The sequence below is a fragment of the Delftia sp. S65 genome (assembly GCF_016516495.1).
GTDB lineage: Bacteria > Pseudomonadota > Gammaproteobacteria > Burkholderiales > Burkholderiaceae_C > Comamonas > Comamonas acidovorans.
This window is the reverse complement of sequence record NZ_JACVUR010000019.1, coordinates 48,571-65,303: the sequence shown is the minus strand read 5'-3', so window position 1 is coordinate 65,303 and position 16,733 is coordinate 48,571. Positions and strand designations below refer to the sequence as shown.

Sequence of the window (16,733 nt, the reverse complement as noted above, 5' to 3'; positions counted from 1 at the left end):
GCAGCAAGCGACGGGCTCAGGCCTGGGCCGGCGCTCCCAGGCGCTGGGACAGGCTGCGCGCCTGGGCCTGCAGCAGCAGGGCCGGCCGGCCTTGCAGGTCCAGGTCCAGCGTGGCCGAAGGGCCGATGGCGGCAATGGCCAGCACCAGCTGGCCAAAGCCGTCGAACACCGGCACGGCCAGCGCGCTCACGCCTGACAGCAGCTGGTTCTCGACCCGGCTCAGGCGGCTGGCGCGGATGGCGGCCAACTCCTTTGCAAAGGCGGGCTCCTCCAGGCTGTGGCCTTCCGCGTCCAGCAGGGGCGCGATGCGCCCGGGCTCGCCAAAGGCCGCAAAGATCTTGCCCGTGGCCGTGTGGCGCAGCGATGCGGGCGTGCCGTGGCGCATGGCCACATAGACATGGGTGGGCCCCTCTTCCACGCGGATGATGGTCGGGCCCTGGCCGCTCCACATGGCAATCGACACCGTGCTGCCCACCTCCTGCGCCAGCGCGGGAAGCTCGGCAATCGCCAGGCGCACGGGATCGGCCTGCTGCAGGCTGATCAGCCCCATCTGTATGGCCAGCGGCCCCAGGCCGTAGTGGCCGCTGGCGCGGTCCTGCTCCATCAGGCCCAGCTTGCAGAAGCTCACCAGGTAGGGGTGGGCCTTGGCCGCCGTCATGCCGGCCTCGCGCGCCAGATCCTTCAGCGCCATGCGACGGCCGGTGCGCGCCAGCGCCTTGAGCAGCTGGCCGCCGACCTCCACGCTCTGGATGCCGCGCGGGCCGCGCGCGGGCTCGTCATCGGCGCTGTCGGAGGGGAAGACGGGGTCGTTCGGGGAGGAGGCGGCATCGGACATGGCAGGCATTGTGAAGGCTGGAACCCGAAGTTTGCGGCTCCGAGGGTTTTTCACTATGTCAAATGAATTGTTCAATGTTGAATTTTTCCCTAGCATTCAGGCATTCGATAAAAACAAATGCATTTGTCCATCTCAAAAGCAGGATGCCCATGACCACCAAGACCTTTGCCTCCGCCGCCGACCTCGAAATCAAGCAGGTCAGCTTCGACAAGCTCTCCGAGCACGCCTATGCCTACACGGCCGAAGGCGACCCCAACACCGGCATCATCATTGGCGACGACGCCGTGATGGTGATCGACACCCAGGCCACGCCCGTCATGGCCCAGGACGTGATCCGCCGCATCCGCGAGGTCACCGACAAGCCCATCAAGTACGTCACGCTGTCGCACTACCACGCGGTGCGCGTGCTGGGCGCCTCGGCCTTCTTCGCGGAAGGTGCCGAACACATCATTGCCAGCCAGGACACCTACGACCTCATCGTGGAGCGCGGCGAGCAGGACAAGGCCAGCGAGATCGGCCGCTTTCCCCGCCTGTTCCAGAACGTGGAAAGCGTGCCCGACGGCATGACCTGGCCCACCCTGACCTTCACCGGCAAGATGACGCTGTGGCTGGGCAAGCTGGAAGTGCAGATCCTGCAGCTGGGCCGCGGCCACACCAAGGGCGACACCGTGGTCTGGCTGCCCCAGGACAAGGTGCTGTTCAGCGGCGACCTGGTGGAGTTCGGCGCCACGCCCTATGCGGGCGATGCCTACTTCCAGGACTGGCCGCACACGCTGGACGCCATCGCCGCCCTGCAACCCGAGAAACTCGTGCCCGGCCGGGGCGCCGCGCTGCAGACGCCGGCCGAGGTGCAGGCCGGCCTGGCCGGCACGCGCGACTTCATCAGCGACCTGTGGACCGAGGTCAAGGCCGGCGCCGACGCCAAGCAGGACCTGCGCAAGGTCTACGAGGCCGCCTTCGCCAAGCTGCAGCCCAAGTACGGCCAGTGGGTGATCTTCAACCACTGCATGCCCTTCGATGTGACCCGCGCCTATGACGAGGCATCGGGCCACGCCGACCCGCGCATCTGGACCGCCGAGCGCGACCGCCAGATGTGGCTGGCACTCGAAGGCTGATGCACGGCGGCGTCCGGGCCTGAACACCGGCACGCCCGCCCATCGCACCCGTCCGTGAACCGGCGCCCTGGCGCGCCGGCGGGGATGGCTGCGCCCTTTTTTCCACACTGCCCACGCCAGAGGACGAACACCATGTCCCACCCCGCCATCTCCCTGCAAGCGCTGCGCGGCAGCGGCGCAGACATACAGTCCATCCACATTCCCTACGAGCGCCATGCCGACCAGGACGCCGGTGCGGACACGCCCGCCCGGCATCCCGTGGTCATCGTCGGCGCCGGCCCCGTAGGCCTGTCGCTGGCCATCGACCTGGCCCAGCGCGGCCAGCGCGTGGTGCTGCTGGACAACGACTGCCGGCTGTCCACGGGCTCGCGCGCCATCTGCTTTTCCAAGCGCACGCTGGAGATCTGGGACCGCCTGGGCGTGGGCCAGCCCATGGTGGACAAGGGCGTGTCCTGGAACCTGGGCAAGGTCTTCTTCAAGGACCAGCCGCTGTACCGCTTCGACCTGCTGCCCGAGGACGGCCACGAGCGCCCGGCCTTCATCAACCTGCAGCAGTACTACGCCGAGGCCTATCTGGTCGAGCGAGCCCTGCAGCTGCCGCTGATCGACCTGCGCTGGCACAGCAAGGTCACGGCACTGGAGACGCAGGCCGAGGGCGCGCTGCTGACCGTGGAGACGCCCGACGGCAGCTACCGCATCGATGCGCAATGGGTCCTGGCCTGCGACGGCTCGCGCTCGCCGCTGCGTGGCCTGCTGGGCCAGGAAAGCCATGGCCGCATCTTCCGCGACCGCTTCCTGATCGCCGACGTGAAGATGCATGCCGAATTCCCCACCGAGCGCTGGTTCTGGTTCGACCCGCCCTTCCACCCGGGCCAGAGCGTGCTGCTGCACCGCCAGCCCGACGATGTCTGGCGCATCGACTTCCAGCTGGGCTGGGACGCGGACCCCGAGGAAGAGAAAAAGCCCGAGAACATCGTGCCGCGCATCCGCGCCCTGCTGGGCAAGGACGCGCCCTTCGAGCTGGAATGGGCCAGCGTCTACACCTTCGCCTGCCTGCGCATGGACCGCTTCGTCCATGGCCGCGTGGTCTTCGCGGGCGACAGCGCCCACGGCGTCTCGCCGTTTGGCGCACGCGGCGCCAACAGCGGCGTGCAGGATGCCGAGAACCTGGCCTGGAAGCTGGACCGCGTGCTGCGCGGCCAGGCCGATGCCTCGCTGATCGCCACCTATGGAGCCGAGCGCGAATACGCGGCCGACGAGAACATCCGCAACTCCACGCGCGCCACCGACTTCATCACGCCCAAGAGCGAGATCAGCCGCCTGTTCCGCGACGCCGTGCTCGACCTGGCGCGTGACCATGAATTCGCGCGCCGCATCGTCAACAGCGGGCGGCTGTCCGTGCCGGCCACGCTGCATGGCTCCGCGCTCAACACGCCTGACACCGACACCTTCGACGGAACGCAGATGCCCGGCGCCGTGCTGGCCGATGCGCCCATGCGCCGGCCCGGCGCAGACGGCACGGCATGGCTGCTGCGCGCTCTGGGACCGGACTTCACGCTGCTGCACTTCGGCCCCACGCCCGCCTGGGCGCAGGCGCTGCCCGGCGTGCTCAACCTGTCCATCGCGGCCGAGGGCGAGGCCCATGCGCCAGACGCCGACCTCATCGATGCGCGCGGCCTGGCGGCCAAACGCCTGGATGCACGCCCCGGCACCAGCTACCTGCTGCGGCCTGACCAGCATGTCTGCGCGCGCTGGCGCCGCCCCGACGAAGCCGGCGTGCGCGCCGCTCTCCAAAGAGCCTGCGGCGCCGCCGCCACGGCCTGAACCTCTTACGCCCCATCCACAGGAGACCGCCATGCTGCTGTCCACCCACCCCAACCTGCAGGCCTGCGACGATTTCTACGAAGCCCTGATCGCCACCCACCAGGGGCTCGATACCGCGCAAAGCCATGCCCTCAATGCCCGCCTCGTGCTGCTGCTGGCCAATCACATCGGCCACCAGGGCACCTTGCTGCATGCGCTCGAACTGGCCCGCGCCAGCGCAGGACTTGCCCCTGCCGGCGCGGACCCGGCCGAGCGCGGCGCCGTGACGCCGGTCGCCCCGGTGCACGCGGCCGCCTGAAGCCGCGCGCCGCCGCCCGCGCGGCGGCCTGCCATCCCCACAAAGGCGCCCGCCTCGCAACTCGGACATCTCACAAGGGCGCCGCATACAACATGGAGACAAGGATGCAACGCAAGCAGTTTCTGGCCACACTGGCCTGCTCGGGCCTGGCCCTGGCCGCAGGGCCTGCCGCCCTGGCACAGGACAAGCCCCTGGAATGGGTCGTGGGCTATGCGGCCGGCGGCGGCTCGGACGTGGTCGCCCGCGTCATCGCCGAAGCCATGGGCCGCAACATGGAGCGGGTCATCGTCATCAACAACAAGCCCGGCGCAGGCACCAACATCGCGGCCGAGTACAGCGCCCGCTCGCGCGACCACGGCAACCTCATGTTCACGGCCGACTTCGCCACGCTGGCGGCCAACCCCTTCCTGTTCAGCAAGCTCAACTACAACGCCGAGCGCGACTTCAAGCCAGTGGGCATGCTGGTGCGCTTTCCCATGCTGCTGGTGGTCAACAACGAGGTGCCCGCAACCAACCTCGCCGAATTCCTGGCCTGGGCCAAACAGCAAAAGACCGGCGTGAGCTGGGGCTCGGCCGGCCTGGGCAGCCCCCACCACCTGGTGGGCGAACTGTTCCGCGAACAGGCGGGCATCAGCAACATGACCCATGTGCCCTACCGTGGCGCCGCTCCGGCCGTGCAGGACGTGGTCGGCGGCCAGATTCCCGCCATGTGGGCCGACAGCGCCACCATCATTCCCTTCCTGAGCGAGAAAAAGCTCAAGGCCATCGGCGTGGCCAGCCCCGCCCGCGTGGATGTGCTGCCCCAGGTCGCCACGTTGCAGGAGCAGGGTCTGAAAGGTTTCGAGGGCTATGCCTGGCAGGGCATCGTCGTGCCCACGGGCAGCTCGGCCGAGGTGGTCAAGAAGTTCAGCCAGTCGCTGCAGCAGGCCCTGGCCGACACCCGCACCAAGGCACGCCTGGCCGCCATGGGCGTGGAGCCCATGCCCGGCAGCGCCGACCAGATGGGCCAGTTCGTGCGCGCCGAGCGCAGCAAGTGGGGGCGGGTGATCTCGGCCAACAATATCAAGCTGGATTGAGCGGACATATGTTCTAGCTCTTGAGTCCGCCCTGTAAATTCACTTCTTCATTCAGGCAATCATCGATGTCTGAACACGCAGACGCTGGAGCAGCGGGGCAAGGACGGTAGTCAGCCTTGAGCAACAGCTGGCGCAATAGAACCGCAGCACGGCCAAGATCGGTTGCGCCTTGTGTCATACATCACGGCCTGGATACCATCGCCAAGCGATCCAGCATTTCAGCTAACTACGGCCATCATATGGGTGCCCGGCATTGTGAGCGCATGCCCATTGCCTGGCTTTCCTTCAACGTGGTGGCGATTCTCACCTTCGCTTCCAATTCGTGCGATGTCCTGGCTTTCCCCTTTGAGGTGCACTCCACTCGCGCATGCTGGGAATACAGCTAGTTCTCTTTTTTAGGGAACTGGCGGAAGGTGCGGTCCGTGTACTGCGGCAGTGGAGCCGAGCATGCTCGGGCACTCAATCAATCTGGGACCGCACGACCCATGCACACTTTCCAAGCTCGAGCGCCGGGTACACGGCCAAGCGCATGCTATTGAATTGCCTGGGATGGGCATACCTGCCGATTTGCGCGGCCGGCCAGAGCGCGACACATTTGCGCTGCTAGCGAAGGCGTAGACCGTATTGCTAAGCGGCTTGCCCAAGTATTGCCGGGTCTTGTCCATTAGGTGGCCCTCAATGGGACACACCACCACTTTGGATAGCACGCGTCGGCATCCACGCCCGCTGCACGCAGGCCTTGTTGATCAGTCCAAGGCCCTGAACGCTCACCAGCGTTAACGGGCAGCAGCAGCACATCAACATCTTGCCCGCCGGTACGCTAGTAATTGGCCAAAGGACCCATGAAGGCCTGTCGCCAGTTGAAGTTCAGCGCAGATACGCATGTTGTATGGCCCTGTCATGCAGGCGGATTTCTATACGTTCTCTAGTTCAAAGCGAAGAACTCACATCCAAGCAAAACTCTCCGTTGAGTCACACTTCCACCATTCGGGAGTCCTTGAATTTCTTGTTCAACCATCTTCTAGGACTAATCTGAGCAACCACGTCGTAAATAAGATTAATCCTACTCTTTACAGGTGCATTTTAAGAATCTTCCCTATTTATTTTTTGGCAAAAAAATATTTCAATTTAATCTTCTCAGAAGTCACGGATTTTGAAAAATAAGTCTTAACAAAATTCCTTTACACGATCTTCCCTCGTCAGAAGGACCTATATTTATTAAGTAAAAAATATTACTGCTGTCAATTCATATCGCATAAAGCAAATTAATTTTAATTGCTGAAATTGCTCTAAGATTTAGCATATTTACGAACCATGAACATAGGAATTACCAGAGAAGAATTTATTGAACATTATTTTGAGCAGAATTTCCTTTTTTGCCATAATGCACTATATTCACATAAAATTGATTGGAATCATATAAATGAAGTGCTATTTTCATCAGATCCTAGTGATGGGATGCTGAGCATTTTCAAAGATGGACTAATTCCGATCGAAAAATATACTGAAAACTTTATAGATTTCAATATAAGAAAAACCCGCATCACAAAGCGTTTATTCAATGAATATATGCGCAATGGTGCGACGCTGGTAATTAACCGAATAGAAACCAAATCCTCTCTGGTCAACGAAATTACACGAAGATTCGGTAAATTCATTGGAGAGAGGACTGTCGCAAATGGTTACGCTGCATTCGGCGGAGAAGGAACATTCTCCAAACATTGGGATACTCATGATGTATTTGCTGTTCAACTAATTGGACAGAAACGATGGAGAATCTTTGAGCCAACATTTCCACTGCCACTCCCTCATCAGAGAAGCAAGAATTTCAAGCATGAATGCCCTGAAACACCTGTTTTTGACCGTGTGCTAAACGAGGGCGATGTACTCTATATCCCAAGAGGCTGGTGGCATGAAGCGGTTCCTATAAAAGATAGGGAGACTTTTCACATTGCAGTTGGAGTTCACACACTTCACATAGTTGACTACATACTATGGTCCTGCATTAATACATTTTCAGAAATCCCCGCATTAAGAAAGACAATCAAACACGAAGACTATTCCACAAATGGAATAGAAAAATCAATTCACTTCATTAAAGACATATTAATAAATCAAGACAACTTAGAAGAATTCAAAAACCATCAGATTAGCCAGGAGAGAATTCCCTCAGAATTCAATATCCAAGATACTTTCAAGAAAAAACTGTCATCTCAATATTTAACCAGATCAATTAAATTTAACTCCTCGCTATATTCACCTCACAGCAAAAAGATACACGCAAACGGAATAGCAATTTCCTCCGACGAGATATCCAAATCAATATTTTTACAAATTTTAAACAACCCTGGAGATAGCATAGAAAAAATCATCAGAAATATTGATCCAAATTTTCAAGAAAGAGCACTATCCCTAATAAAAAATTTAATAGAAAACGACATAATTTATTTAGATTAGCCAGAAATGAAATCCACAGCAACGATATTGGAGAATTAAATGCGCGAACTAGTAATTTCAGAGATGGAAGTCGTAAATGGCGGAGCAGACTGGGGGGAAGTAGGGACGGGGCTTGCTGGTGTTGGTTTAGGCATCGCAATAGTCTCTACTCCCGTTGGAATAATCGGACTCCTCGGAGCGGGATTGGTAAGTTATTGGGGAGGAGTAGCGATCGGCGACGGCCTCATCGATGGGAAAGCCTTTGATTTTGACGGTGATGCATAGTAGATAAAAAATGGCCAATCAACTCACTGATTGGCCATTAATTTACCGCAAAGATTATCCAACACAACATGACCGAAACTCAAAAATTACTCGTAATCATAAACTTAATAGTTTTTATCGTAATAGCAATAATATACGCAGCAACAAACAAGAATTCACTTCGCAGAAAAATCACCAGCAACCGCAAAATATTTATATTAGCCATATTTATAACTATTTTCACACCAATAATAATGACATTTCTTGCAAAGAAATAAATTAATATTCATAAATTTGATTACATCTAAAATAACGAAGGAAAAATAATATCAGATGCCATTATTCCGAAAAGAATCTCTTGATTCCAAGAGATTTAAAATGGACGGGCATGTCTTGATGATTCGTCCATTTTCCTTCGCAGTTTTAACGACATTCTCCATTACAACCGTCCTATCGATAGCAATAATTCTTTTATTTTCAACCTATTCCAGACACTCAACAGTTAAAGGTCAACTCCTTCCAGCTACGGGGCAGATCAGAGTTTTTTCTCAACAACCAGGTGTTGTTATTGCAAAGTATGCAAAGGAGGGGCAATACGTCGAGAAAGGCGATATTCTTTATAAAATCTCCAGTGAGCGTTTTGATGAAGATGCGGTAGCAGTTTTTTCTCAAATCACCCGAAGCCTGGAACAAAGGCGAGAATCGCTCATTGACGAGCATACGAAATTTCTGCAGCTGCATCTCGCAGAGCGGCAAACATTGAATAGAAAAATTGCAAGCCTTCGCGTGGAACTGTCAGTGCTAGCGGAGCAGGTTAAAAGCCAGCGGAATCTACTTGCCCTAGCAGACAACGCCATTCAGAGATACCAAGGATTGTTGGACAAAGGCTATATCTCAAAGGATCAATTTCAGCAACGTCAGGCGGAGCAACTAGGTCAAATACAGGTGCTTCAGCGCTTACGTCGTGAACAGACAAGCTTGGAGCAGCAGGCGGTAGAGCGCACCAATGAACTCGCAGGGCTTGACAGTCGACAGAAGAATCAACTAGCACAGATCAACCGACAACTTTCGATGCTCACACAGGAACTCACGGAGAGCGAAGCGAAGCGAGCCTTCGTCATTACCGCACCAGAGGCAGGCACGGCAACCGCGGTATTCGCTGAAGTTGGCCATAGCATTGATGCACGCCTGCTCCTGATGCTTATTGTTCCAACGGACTCATACCTTGTGGCAGAGCTCTATGCACCAAGTAAAGCCATTGGTTTTATAAAACTAGGCGACCCCGTTAATATTCGCTACCAAGCCTATCCATATCAAAAATTCGGAATCCACCGGGGTAGGTTGGCTTCCATCTCTCGCACGAGCCTTTCACCTTTCGATTTTTCCAGTACTGTCAACCTGCTCCCAGGTTCTGGCGAAGTAGCGGAGCCACTGTATCGGCTACGAGTAGAACTTGATAGTCAAGCCGTCACCGCGTATGGGAAGGCGCAAGAACTTCAGAGCGGCATGCTGCTTGAAGCAGATATTCTTCAAGAGTCTCGCCGTCTCTACGAGTGGATTCTGGAGCCGATTTACAGCATTTCAGGAAAATTCCCAAAATAACCATGATTTCTTTAGATACGCTAGCACTGCGCTTCGGAAAGCACTTGCCGATTATCTTGCAGACAGAAGCCGCTGAGTGCGGTCTGACTTGTCTGGCAATGATCACAAGCTATCATGGACACAACGTAAATTTAAGGGAAATGCGCCAGCGGGTCAGCATTTCACTTAAGGGAATGAGCCTTGCCCACGTGGTTCAGGCTGCGCATCGCTTTCGCTTGGGCACCCGGGCTGTGCGCTTGGAACTGAATGAGCTTTCAAAACTGATCGTGCCTTGTGTACTGCATTGGAATATCGATCATTTTGTGGTGTTGAAATCCGTTAGCGCCCGAGGCGCGGTAATACACGATCCTTCAATCGGAGCTCGCCAAGTCAGCCTCGAAGAGTTGTCGCATAAATTCACTGGAGTTGCTCTGGAACTTTGGCCGAATAAAGATTTCGAGCAAAAGAAAGAAAAGCCAAAGGTCAAGCTACTTAGTTTGATAGGGGAAATCAGCGGATTACGCCGCTCACTGCTGCAAGTGTTAGTGATGGGCGTGGCACTGCAGATGATCGCGCTCATCAGTCCGTTCCTGCTTCAATGGACCATAGACAATGCGATTGTCGGTGACGATCGACATCTGCTGGCCACCCTGATTCTGGGTTTTTCGATTGTCTTGCTGATACAGGTTTTTATTAGCACCGCCCGGGCCTGGGCACTTATATACCTGGGCACGCTATTCAGCCTGCAATGGCGGAGCAACGTGTTCAGCCATATGCTGCGCCTGCCCAATCAGTTCTTCGAGAAGCGCCACCTTGGTGATGTAGTCTCACGATTTGGATCCGTCGATCAGATACAGCAAACCCTCACCGCAAGCTTTTTCTCGATCATTCTTGATGGGATGATGGCACTTTCCACCTTGGTGTTGATGCTTATATACAGCCCCCGGTTGGCGGCCGTGGTCTTCTGCACCATAGTGCTCTATGGAATGATTCGCTGGGCATGGTACTACCCGCTGCGAAACGCCACCGAGGAACAGATCGCTCATGGGGCCCGCCAGCAAAGCCACTTCCTCGAATCAGTGCGAGGTATTCAGGCATTGAAGCTATTTCAGAAGCTTGATATGCGAAGGTCGATATGGCTGGGCCTCTTCGTGGAGCAGATCAACGCGGGCCTGAAGTCTCAGAAGCTACAACTTTTTTATGGGCAAGCCAACGCATTGCTATTTGGTGCCGAGAACCTGCTGGTCGTTTGGCTAGGCGCAACCATGGTGATGGATGGACAATTCAGCGTAGGCATGTTGATGGCCTTCTATTCCTACAAGTCTCAGTTCGGCAGTCGAGTCGGCAGCCTGATTGATCAACTCTTCGAGCTGCGCATGTTGCAGCTACATAGCGAGAGGCTGGCCGATATTGTTCTTCACCCCCCCGAAGAAGAGGCTTGCGCACTCGTCACCGAGGAACGCAACAATCGGGCAGATATTGAAGTTCGAGCTGTGGGTTATCGCTATGGGGACCAAGAACCCTGGATCCTGGATGACGTTAACTTCAGCATCGCTGCAGGCGAAGCCGTGGCAATCATTGGTCCATCAGGCTGTGGCAAAAGTACGTTGTTCAAGGTGCTGTTGGGTATGCTGCCAGCAGCAAGAGGGAGCATTCGCATCGCTGGCCATGAGCTCGACGGACAGAACCTATCTGTGCTTCGGAGCCTATCCGGTTGCGTGATGCAAGACGACGCGCTTTTTGCGGGAAGCCTTGCAGAGAATATCTGCTTCTTCGATCCTCAACCAGACGCGCAATGGATGCGACAGTGCGCGCGCACCGCAGGAATCCATGGCGACATCGAACAAATGCCCATGGGCTACAACACCTTGGTTGGAGACATGGGCACAGTGCTTTCCGGCGGACAAAAACAGCGAATACTGCTGGCGCGCGCGCTGTACAAGAAGCCCCGAATTCTGTTCCTCGATGAGGCAACCAGCCATCTCGACGTGGCAGCCGAACGGCAGGTCAACGCCGCGATCCAAGCACTCGATATCACTCGGATCGTGATTGCCCACCGTCCAGAGACAATTGCCTGCGCAGACAGAGTCATCGAATTGGGCCATGGCAGGGTGATCAACGATGTGCGAGTACGAGCAATACAGCGCAGGCACCAGCAGGGGGAGTGACTGTGCACCAGCTACGCCTTCTTGTCTTCGTTGCCGGTGTAGTGCTGCTCAATTCTGTGTACGCCATGTCTTCATATGATGCGTTCTCCACGGAAGGCCTCGCAATATCTCCACCAATGGCCTCAGCAGCAAGAGTGGGCATCTGCCCTATCGGCAAATTGCCGGAACAGCTGACCGTGCATGAAGCAATCACACGAATCCTGTGCCAGGACCCGGCCATTCGGCAAGCTTGGTCAACAGCCCGAATGCGAGCAGCCCAACTAGGTTTGCGCAAGTCCGAATATTTACCGCGTCTGGATGCACGGCTGAGCCGCTCAGCAAACCGCAGCTACGATGGCTATGCGGAAGCGATACACAGCAACAACAGTACGGGCAACTTCAGCCTGAGTTGGGTTCTATTCGATTTTGGACGCCGGGACGCGGCACTGGCTTCTGCTCATCAATTGCTGTCAGCAGCTAACGCCGATCAGAACGCGGCCATCCAGAATGCATTTCTAGGTGCCGCTCAGTTGTATTTTGCGGCGCAGGCAAGCAACCAGCGGCTTGCTGCTGCTCAGCAGGTAATGGATTTGGCCAAAGACACTTATATTGCCGCAGCAGAGAAGTACAAAGCCGGCGCGGCAGCCCTGTCCGATCGCTTGCGAGCCAAGACGGCCTACACTCAGGCCAGTTTGCATGTATCCCAGGAAAGAGGCGCGCTGTCCAGTTCTTTGGGCACTATGGCGCTTCGCATGGGTCTGCCTGCGCATACTCTCGTACGCCTAGATGAGCATGTCGAAGCTTTGCCTTCATTGGACTTCATTATTGAGGTCGACGAACTCATCCGCCTTGCGGGCCAGCAGCATCCCCGCCTTGTTGCGGTCGACGCTCGCACAAAAGCCGCCCAAGCTGCAATACAAGAAGCCAGCGCGATGGCTATGCCAAAGATTGCTCTGACCAGCAGTTTTGGGGTCACTGATTCCTCCGTGCATGGTCGCGGCAGTCGGCGCAAGGATATGAATATAGGTCTGCAACTGAGCATTCCATTGTTTTCCGGATTCGAGCAGACTTATCAGATCCGGGCGGCTAAGGCTCAGGCAGCCACTTATGCTGAAGAGGCAGAGGTTGCGCGCTTGCGATTGTCAGTGGATGTCTGGACTCAACACAACGGTCTCCGCACGGAAGCAGAAAACCTTGTACACACCTCAGACCTTGTCAATCAATCCAAGCAGGCTATGGACATCGTGCAAGGCCGTTATCAGTCTGGTGTAGGCAGCATGACCGAAGTTCTGAACGCCATGGAGACCTATGCCAAAGCGCAGGAACAACATATCAGTGCGATGGCAAACTGGCGGGCATTGCGCTTGTCACTGGCAGCTCAATTGGGGCGTTTGGGGTTCTGGGACCTTGACTAGAGGCGAGACCCCTTTAACTCAGGCCGCCTCCGCACTGCGCCCCATCCCCAGATAGGTATCGATGATGCGCCGGTCGTGCAGCAGCTCCCTGGCCGCGCCGCTGAGGGCCTCGGCGCCCATCTCCAGCACGTAGGCACGGTCGGCCACCTTGAGGGCGGCGCGCGCGTTCTGCTCGACCAGCAGCACCGAGACGCCGTGGTCGCGCAGGCCGGCCACGACCTGCAGCACCTCGCGCACGATCAGCGGCGCCAGGCCCAGCGAGGGCTCGTCCAGCAGCAGCAGGCGCGGGCGCGCCATCAGCGCGCGGCCGATGGCCAGCATCTGGCGCTCGCCGCCCGACAGGGTGGAGGCCATCTGCGGGCGCCGCTCCCTCAGGCGCGGGAAGATGGCAAAGACCTCGTCCATGCGCTGCGCCTGGTCGCGCAGGCCCCGGCGCCAGCGCGAGAAGCCGCCCAGCAGCAGATTGTCCTCCACCGACATCTCGCCGAACAGCTCGCGCTTTTCGGGCACCAGGGCGACGCCGTTGGCCACCATGACCTCGACGCCGGGGCGTGCGATGCGCTTGCCGTCCAGATGGATCTCGCCGCGCGAGGGCAGCAGGCCCATGGCGGCCGACAGCAGCGTGGTCTTGCCCGCGCCGTTGGGGCCGATGACGGTGACGATCTCGCCGCTGCGCACATCCAGATCCACCTGGTGCACGGCCTCCACGGGACCGTAGGACACGCTCAGGCCCTTGAGCTGCAAAAGGGTGTCGCTCATGCCGTCTCTCCGGTTGCCTCGTCGTCGTCGCCGCCCAGGTAGGCATCCAGCACGCGCTGGTTGACCTGGATCTGGGCCGGCGTGCCTTCGGCGATCACGGTGCCGAACTCCAGCACCGTGATGCGGTCCGCAAGATTCATGACGAACTCCATGTCGTGCTCCACGACGAGAATGCCCAGCCCCTCGGCGCGCAGCTGGCGCAGCAGGTCGGCCAGGGCCTGTTTTTCCAGGTGGCGCAGGCCGGCGGCCGGCTCGTCCAGCAGCAGGGCCGCAGGCTGGCCGGCCAGGGCGCGTGCGATCTCCACGATGCGCTGCTGGCCCAGGGCCAGCGAGGCGGCCGGCACATCGGCGAAGGCGCCCAGGCCGCAGCGCTCGATCTGGCGGCGCGCCTCGGCCAGCACCGAGGCCTCCTCGGCCCGGTCCAGGCGCAGCATGGAGGCCAGCCAGCCCCGGTGCGCACGCCGGTGCGCGCCCACGGCCACGTTCTCCAGCACGCTGCGCTGGCCCAGCAGGCGCACATGCTGGAAGGTGCGGCCCAGGCCCAGGGCGGCGAAGCGGCGCGAGGGCGCATCGTTCATGGCCTGGTCCATGAAGCGGACCTGGCCCTCGGTGGGCGAGTCCACGCCCGAGATCATGTTGAAGAAGGTGCTCTTGCCCGCGCCGTTGGGGCCGATCAGCGCATGCACCTCGCCGGCCTTGAGCGTCATGGCCACATCGTTGTTGGCCACCAGGCCGCCGAAGCGCTTGGTCACATGCTCGGCCGCCAGCAGCACCTGGCCCGTAGCGGGCAGCGCGCGCTGCGCCAGCGGCGCCGCGTCCGCCAGCTTCAGATCGGACACGGGCCGGCGCACCCAGCGTGCCGTGAGCGCCTGCAGCGTGGGCCACAGGCCTTCTGCAAAGCGCTGCAGCACCAGCACCATCAGCAGGCCGAAGACGATGACCTCGAAGTTGCCGCTGGTGCCCAGCAGGGCCGGCAATATGTCCTGCAGCTTTTGCTTGACCAGGGTGATCAGCGTGGCGCCCAGCACCGCGCCCCACAGGTGGCCGGCGCCGCCGACCACGGCCATGAACAGGTACTCGATGCCCACGTTGAGGTTGAAGGGCGCCGGGCTCACGAAGCGCTGCATGTGGGCGTAGAGCCAGCCCGACAGCGTGGCCAGCAGGGCTGCCAGCACGAAGAGCTTGACGCGGTAGTGCGCCGTGTCGATGCCCATGGACTCGGCCATGACGCGGCCGCCGCGCAGCGCGCGGATGGCCCGGCCCTCGCGCGAGTCCAGCAGGTTGTGCAGCAGCCACAGCGCCACCAGCAGCACGGCCCAGATCACCACGCCCATGGCGCGCGGCGAGGCCAGCGAGACGCCACCGATCACCAGCGGCGCAATGCCCGTGATGCCGGTCTGCCCGCCCAGGAACTCCATGTTGCCGAACAGGTAGTACAGGCTCAGCCCCCAGGCGATGGTGCACAGCGGCAGGTAGTGGCCCTGCAGCTTGACCGTGACCGCGCCCAGCAGCCAGGCCACGACGAAGGTGATGAGCAGGCCCAGCGCCAGGCCCACCCAGGGCAGGCCCGCCGCGCCCACCAGCCCGCCCAGCGCCGCCACCGAGGCAGGCGCCGTGCAGACCCAGGCCGTGGCATAGGCGCCGATGCCCACGAAGGCCGCCTGGCCGAACGAGGTCATGCCGCCCACGCCGGTCAGCATCACCAGGCCTGCGGCCACCATGGCGAACAGGCCGATGTAGCTGAGGATGACGACGGTGAAATCAGGCAGAAAGCCCCAGGACGCGGCCAGCAGCGCAATGGCGGCCACCGTGAGCACGCGCGTGCTGATGCCGCCCGAGGCGGCCTTGGCAGGCGCCGTGGCCTGCGAGGAAACGGGGGCGCTCATTCTTCTTCCTCCACATGGTGGCTATTGCGCGATCGCCACCACAGCACCGGGATGATCAGCGTGAACACCAGCACCTCCTTGTAGGCACTGGCCCAGAACGACGAGAAGGCCTCCAGCAGCCCGACCAGCAGCGCGCCGGCCAGGGCCAGCGGGTAGCTGGCCAGCCCGCCCACGATGGCGGCCACGAAGCCCTTGAGGCCGATCAGAAAGCCGGTGTCGTAGTACACCGTGGTCAGCGGCGCGATCAGCAGGCCGGAGATGGCGCCGATCAGCGCGGCCAGCGCAAAGCTCACGTCGCCGGCCATGGCCGTGGGAATGCCCATGAGGCGCGCACCCACGCGGTTGATGGCCGTGGCGCGCAGCGCCTTGCCGATCATGGAGCGCTCGAAGAACACGAACAGCAGGGCCACCAGCACCAGGGTCACGCCCACCACCACCAGGGACTGGCCCGAGATCGTGATGTCGCCCAGGCGCAGCTGCGCCTCGGAAAACGCGGGGGTGCGCGAGCCTTCGGCACCGAAGAACAGCAGCCCCAGGCCGACCAGCACGCCGTGCATGGCCACCGAGACGATGAGCAGCATCAGCACCGAGGCATGGGCCAGCGGCCGGTAGGCCAGGCGGTACAGCAGCGGCCCCATGGGCGTGATCAGCACCAGGGTGGCCAGCGCCTGCAACATCAGCGAGGACGGGCGCAGCCCCCAGGCCAGGGCCACGGCAATGGCCGGCAGCGCCAGGCACCACAGGAAGGTGGCGGGCCAGCTCACCTGGCTGCCCGCGCGCCAGCGCAGCAGGTCCACCACCAGCACGGCGGCGGCCAGGGCCAGCAGCAGCCACAGCGTGGTGGGCACGCGGCCGGCCTGCATCATGGCCAGGGTGAGCGCGCCGAAGGCGACGAACTCGCCCTGCGGAATGAAGATGATGCGGGTGACCGAGAACACCAGCACCAGGGCCAGCGCCATCAGGCCGTAGACGGCGCCGTTGACGATGCCGTCCTGCCCCAGCAGCAGGGCGATTTGCAGATCCATGATCGACTTTCGAGCAGGCGCGGCCGAGCGCCACAGCGGCCGCCGCCAGGTGCGGCAGCCGCTGCGGCCTCA

At 59.6% G+C, this 16,733-nt stretch carries 12 protein-coding genes; 8 read left to right on the top strand and 4 right to left on the bottom strand.

From position 1 onward, the window contains the following. Window positions 1-16: 16 nt before the first annotated feature. Window positions 17-835 (bottom strand): IclR family transcriptional regulator, encoded by an 819-nt coding sequence (locus IAE24_RS16615; RefSeq protein ID WP_174549409.1) that lies wholly within the window; start codon window positions 833-835, stop codon window positions 17-19. Window positions 836-984: 149 nt separating this feature from the next. Here IAE24_RS16615 and IAE24_RS16610 point away from each other — a divergent pair, with 149 nt between their 5' ends. The 8 genes from IAE24_RS16610 (at window position 985) to IAE24_RS16570 (ending at window position 12,991) form a co-directional block, all read left to right on the top strand. Beyond that, complete coding sequence (locus tag IAE24_RS16610) at window positions 985-1,950, top strand: MBL fold metallo-hydrolase (protein ID WP_099732423.1); 966 nt, start codon at window positions 985-987, stop codon at window positions 1,948-1,950. 132 nt (window positions 1,951-2,082) lie between these two features. Next, entirely contained in the window at window positions 2,083-3,774 is a 1,692-nt protein-coding gene (locus IAE24_RS16605) for an FAD-dependent oxidoreductase (protein ID WP_199961729.1), read from the top strand. A 31-nt stretch (window positions 3,775-3,805) separates the two neighbouring features. Next, window positions 3,806-4,072 carry a DUF2783 domain-containing protein gene (locus tag IAE24_RS16600; protein WP_013800326.1) on the top strand — a complete coding sequence of 89 codons (267 nt, stop codon included), beginning with the start codon at window positions 3,806-3,808 and terminating at the stop codon, window positions 4,070-4,072. A gap of 104 nt (window positions 4,073-4,176) precedes the next feature. Continuing rightward, on the top strand, window positions 4,177-5,148 hold the full coding sequence (locus IAE24_RS16595; RefSeq protein ID WP_199961728.1) for a Bug family tripartite tricarboxylate transporter substrate binding protein: 972 nt from the start codon (window positions 4,177-4,179) through the stop codon (window positions 5,146-5,148). 1,314 nt (window positions 5,149-6,462) lie between these two features. Beyond that, window positions 6,463-7,605, top strand: a complete 1,143-nt coding sequence (locus tag IAE24_RS16590; protein ID WP_199961727.1) for a JmjC domain-containing protein — start codon at window positions 6,463-6,465, stop codon at window positions 7,603-7,605. Between the two features lie 621 nt (window positions 7,606-8,226). Beyond that, window positions 8,227-9,450, top strand: coding sequence for an HlyD family secretion protein (locus IAE24_RS16580; protein WP_233626326.1), 1,224 nt, complete (start codon window positions 8,227-8,229; stop codon window positions 9,448-9,450). Window positions 9,451-9,452: 2 nt separating this feature from the next. Further along, window positions 9,453-11,597 carry a peptidase domain-containing ABC transporter gene (locus IAE24_RS16575; RefSeq protein ID WP_199961726.1) on the top strand — a complete coding sequence of 715 codons (2,145 nt, stop codon included), beginning with the start codon at window positions 9,453-9,455 and terminating at the stop codon, window positions 11,595-11,597. 2 nt (window positions 11,598-11,599) lie between these two features. Further along, window positions 11,600-12,991: a TolC family protein gene (locus tag IAE24_RS16570; RefSeq protein ID WP_199140111.1), complete on the top strand. Its 1,392-nt coding sequence runs from the start codon at window positions 11,600-11,602 to the stop codon at window positions 12,989-12,991. Window positions 12,992-13,009: 18 nt separating this feature from the next. Here IAE24_RS16570 and IAE24_RS16565 read toward each other — a convergent pair whose 3' ends face one another. The 3 genes from IAE24_RS16565 to IAE24_RS16555 are packed head-to-tail and all read right to left on the bottom strand — an operon-like array spanning window position 13,010 to window position 16,661. Continuing rightward, window positions 13,010-13,750: an ABC transporter ATP-binding protein gene (locus IAE24_RS16565; protein WP_199961725.1), complete on the bottom strand. Its 741-nt coding sequence runs from the start codon at window positions 13,748-13,750 to the stop codon at window positions 13,010-13,012. After that, window positions 13,747-15,636, bottom strand: coding sequence for a branched-chain amino acid ABC transporter ATP-binding protein/permease (locus IAE24_RS16560; RefSeq protein ID WP_199961724.1), 1,890 nt, complete (start codon window positions 15,634-15,636; stop codon window positions 13,747-13,749). Before IAE24_RS16560 ends, IAE24_RS16565 begins: the two co-directional genes overlap by 4 nt. Continuing rightward, window positions 15,633-16,661: a branched-chain amino acid ABC transporter permease gene (locus IAE24_RS16555; RefSeq protein ID WP_012202505.1), complete on the bottom strand. Its 1,029-nt coding sequence runs from the start codon at window positions 16,659-16,661 to the stop codon at window positions 15,633-15,635. Before IAE24_RS16555 ends, IAE24_RS16560 begins: the two co-directional genes overlap by 4 nt. Between the last annotated feature and the right edge of the window lie 72 nt (window positions 16,662-16,733).

Excerpts from the sequence above, each read along its gene's own strand:
- IAE24_RS16595 (WP_199961728.1), top strand. The coding sequence starts at position 4,177 with ATGCAACGCAAGCAGTTTCTGGCCACACTGGCCTGCTCGGGCCTGGCC.
- IAE24_RS16600 (WP_013800326.1), top strand. The coding sequence starts at position 3,806 with ATGCTGCTGTCCACCCACCCCAACCTGCAGGCCTGCGACGATTTCTAC.
- IAE24_RS16575 (WP_199961726.1), top strand. The coding sequence starts at position 9,453 with ATGATTTCTTTAGATACGCTAGCACTGCGCTTCGGAAAGCACTTGCCG.
- IAE24_RS16580 (WP_233626326.1), top strand. The coding sequence starts at position 8,227 with ATGGACGGGCATGTCTTGATGATTCGTCCATTTTCCTTCGCAGTTTTA.
- IAE24_RS16605 (WP_199961729.1), top strand. The coding sequence starts at position 2,083 with ATGTCCCACCCCGCCATCTCCCTGCAAGCGCTGCGCGGCAGCGGCGCA.
- IAE24_RS16615 (WP_174549409.1), bottom strand. The coding sequence starts at position 835 with ATGTCCGATGCCGCCTCCTCCCCGAACGACCCCGTCTTCCCCTCCGAC.
- IAE24_RS16555 (WP_012202505.1), bottom strand. The coding sequence starts at position 16,661 with ATGGATCTGCAAATCGCCCTGCTGCTGGGGCAGGACGGCATCGTCAAC.
- IAE24_RS16560 (WP_199961724.1), bottom strand. The coding sequence starts at position 15,636 with ATGAGCGCCCCCGTTTCCTCGCAGGCCACGGCGCCTGCCAAGGCCGCC.
- IAE24_RS16590 (WP_199961727.1), top strand. The coding sequence starts at position 6,463 with ATGAACATAGGAATTACCAGAGAAGAATTTATTGAACATTATTTTGAG.
- IAE24_RS16565 (WP_199961725.1), bottom strand. The coding sequence starts at position 13,750 with ATGAGCGACACCCTTTTGCAGCTCAAGGGCCTGAGCGTGTCCTACGGT.
- IAE24_RS16610 (WP_099732423.1), top strand. The coding sequence starts at position 985 with ATGACCACCAAGACCTTTGCCTCCGCCGCCGACCTCGAAATCAAGCAG.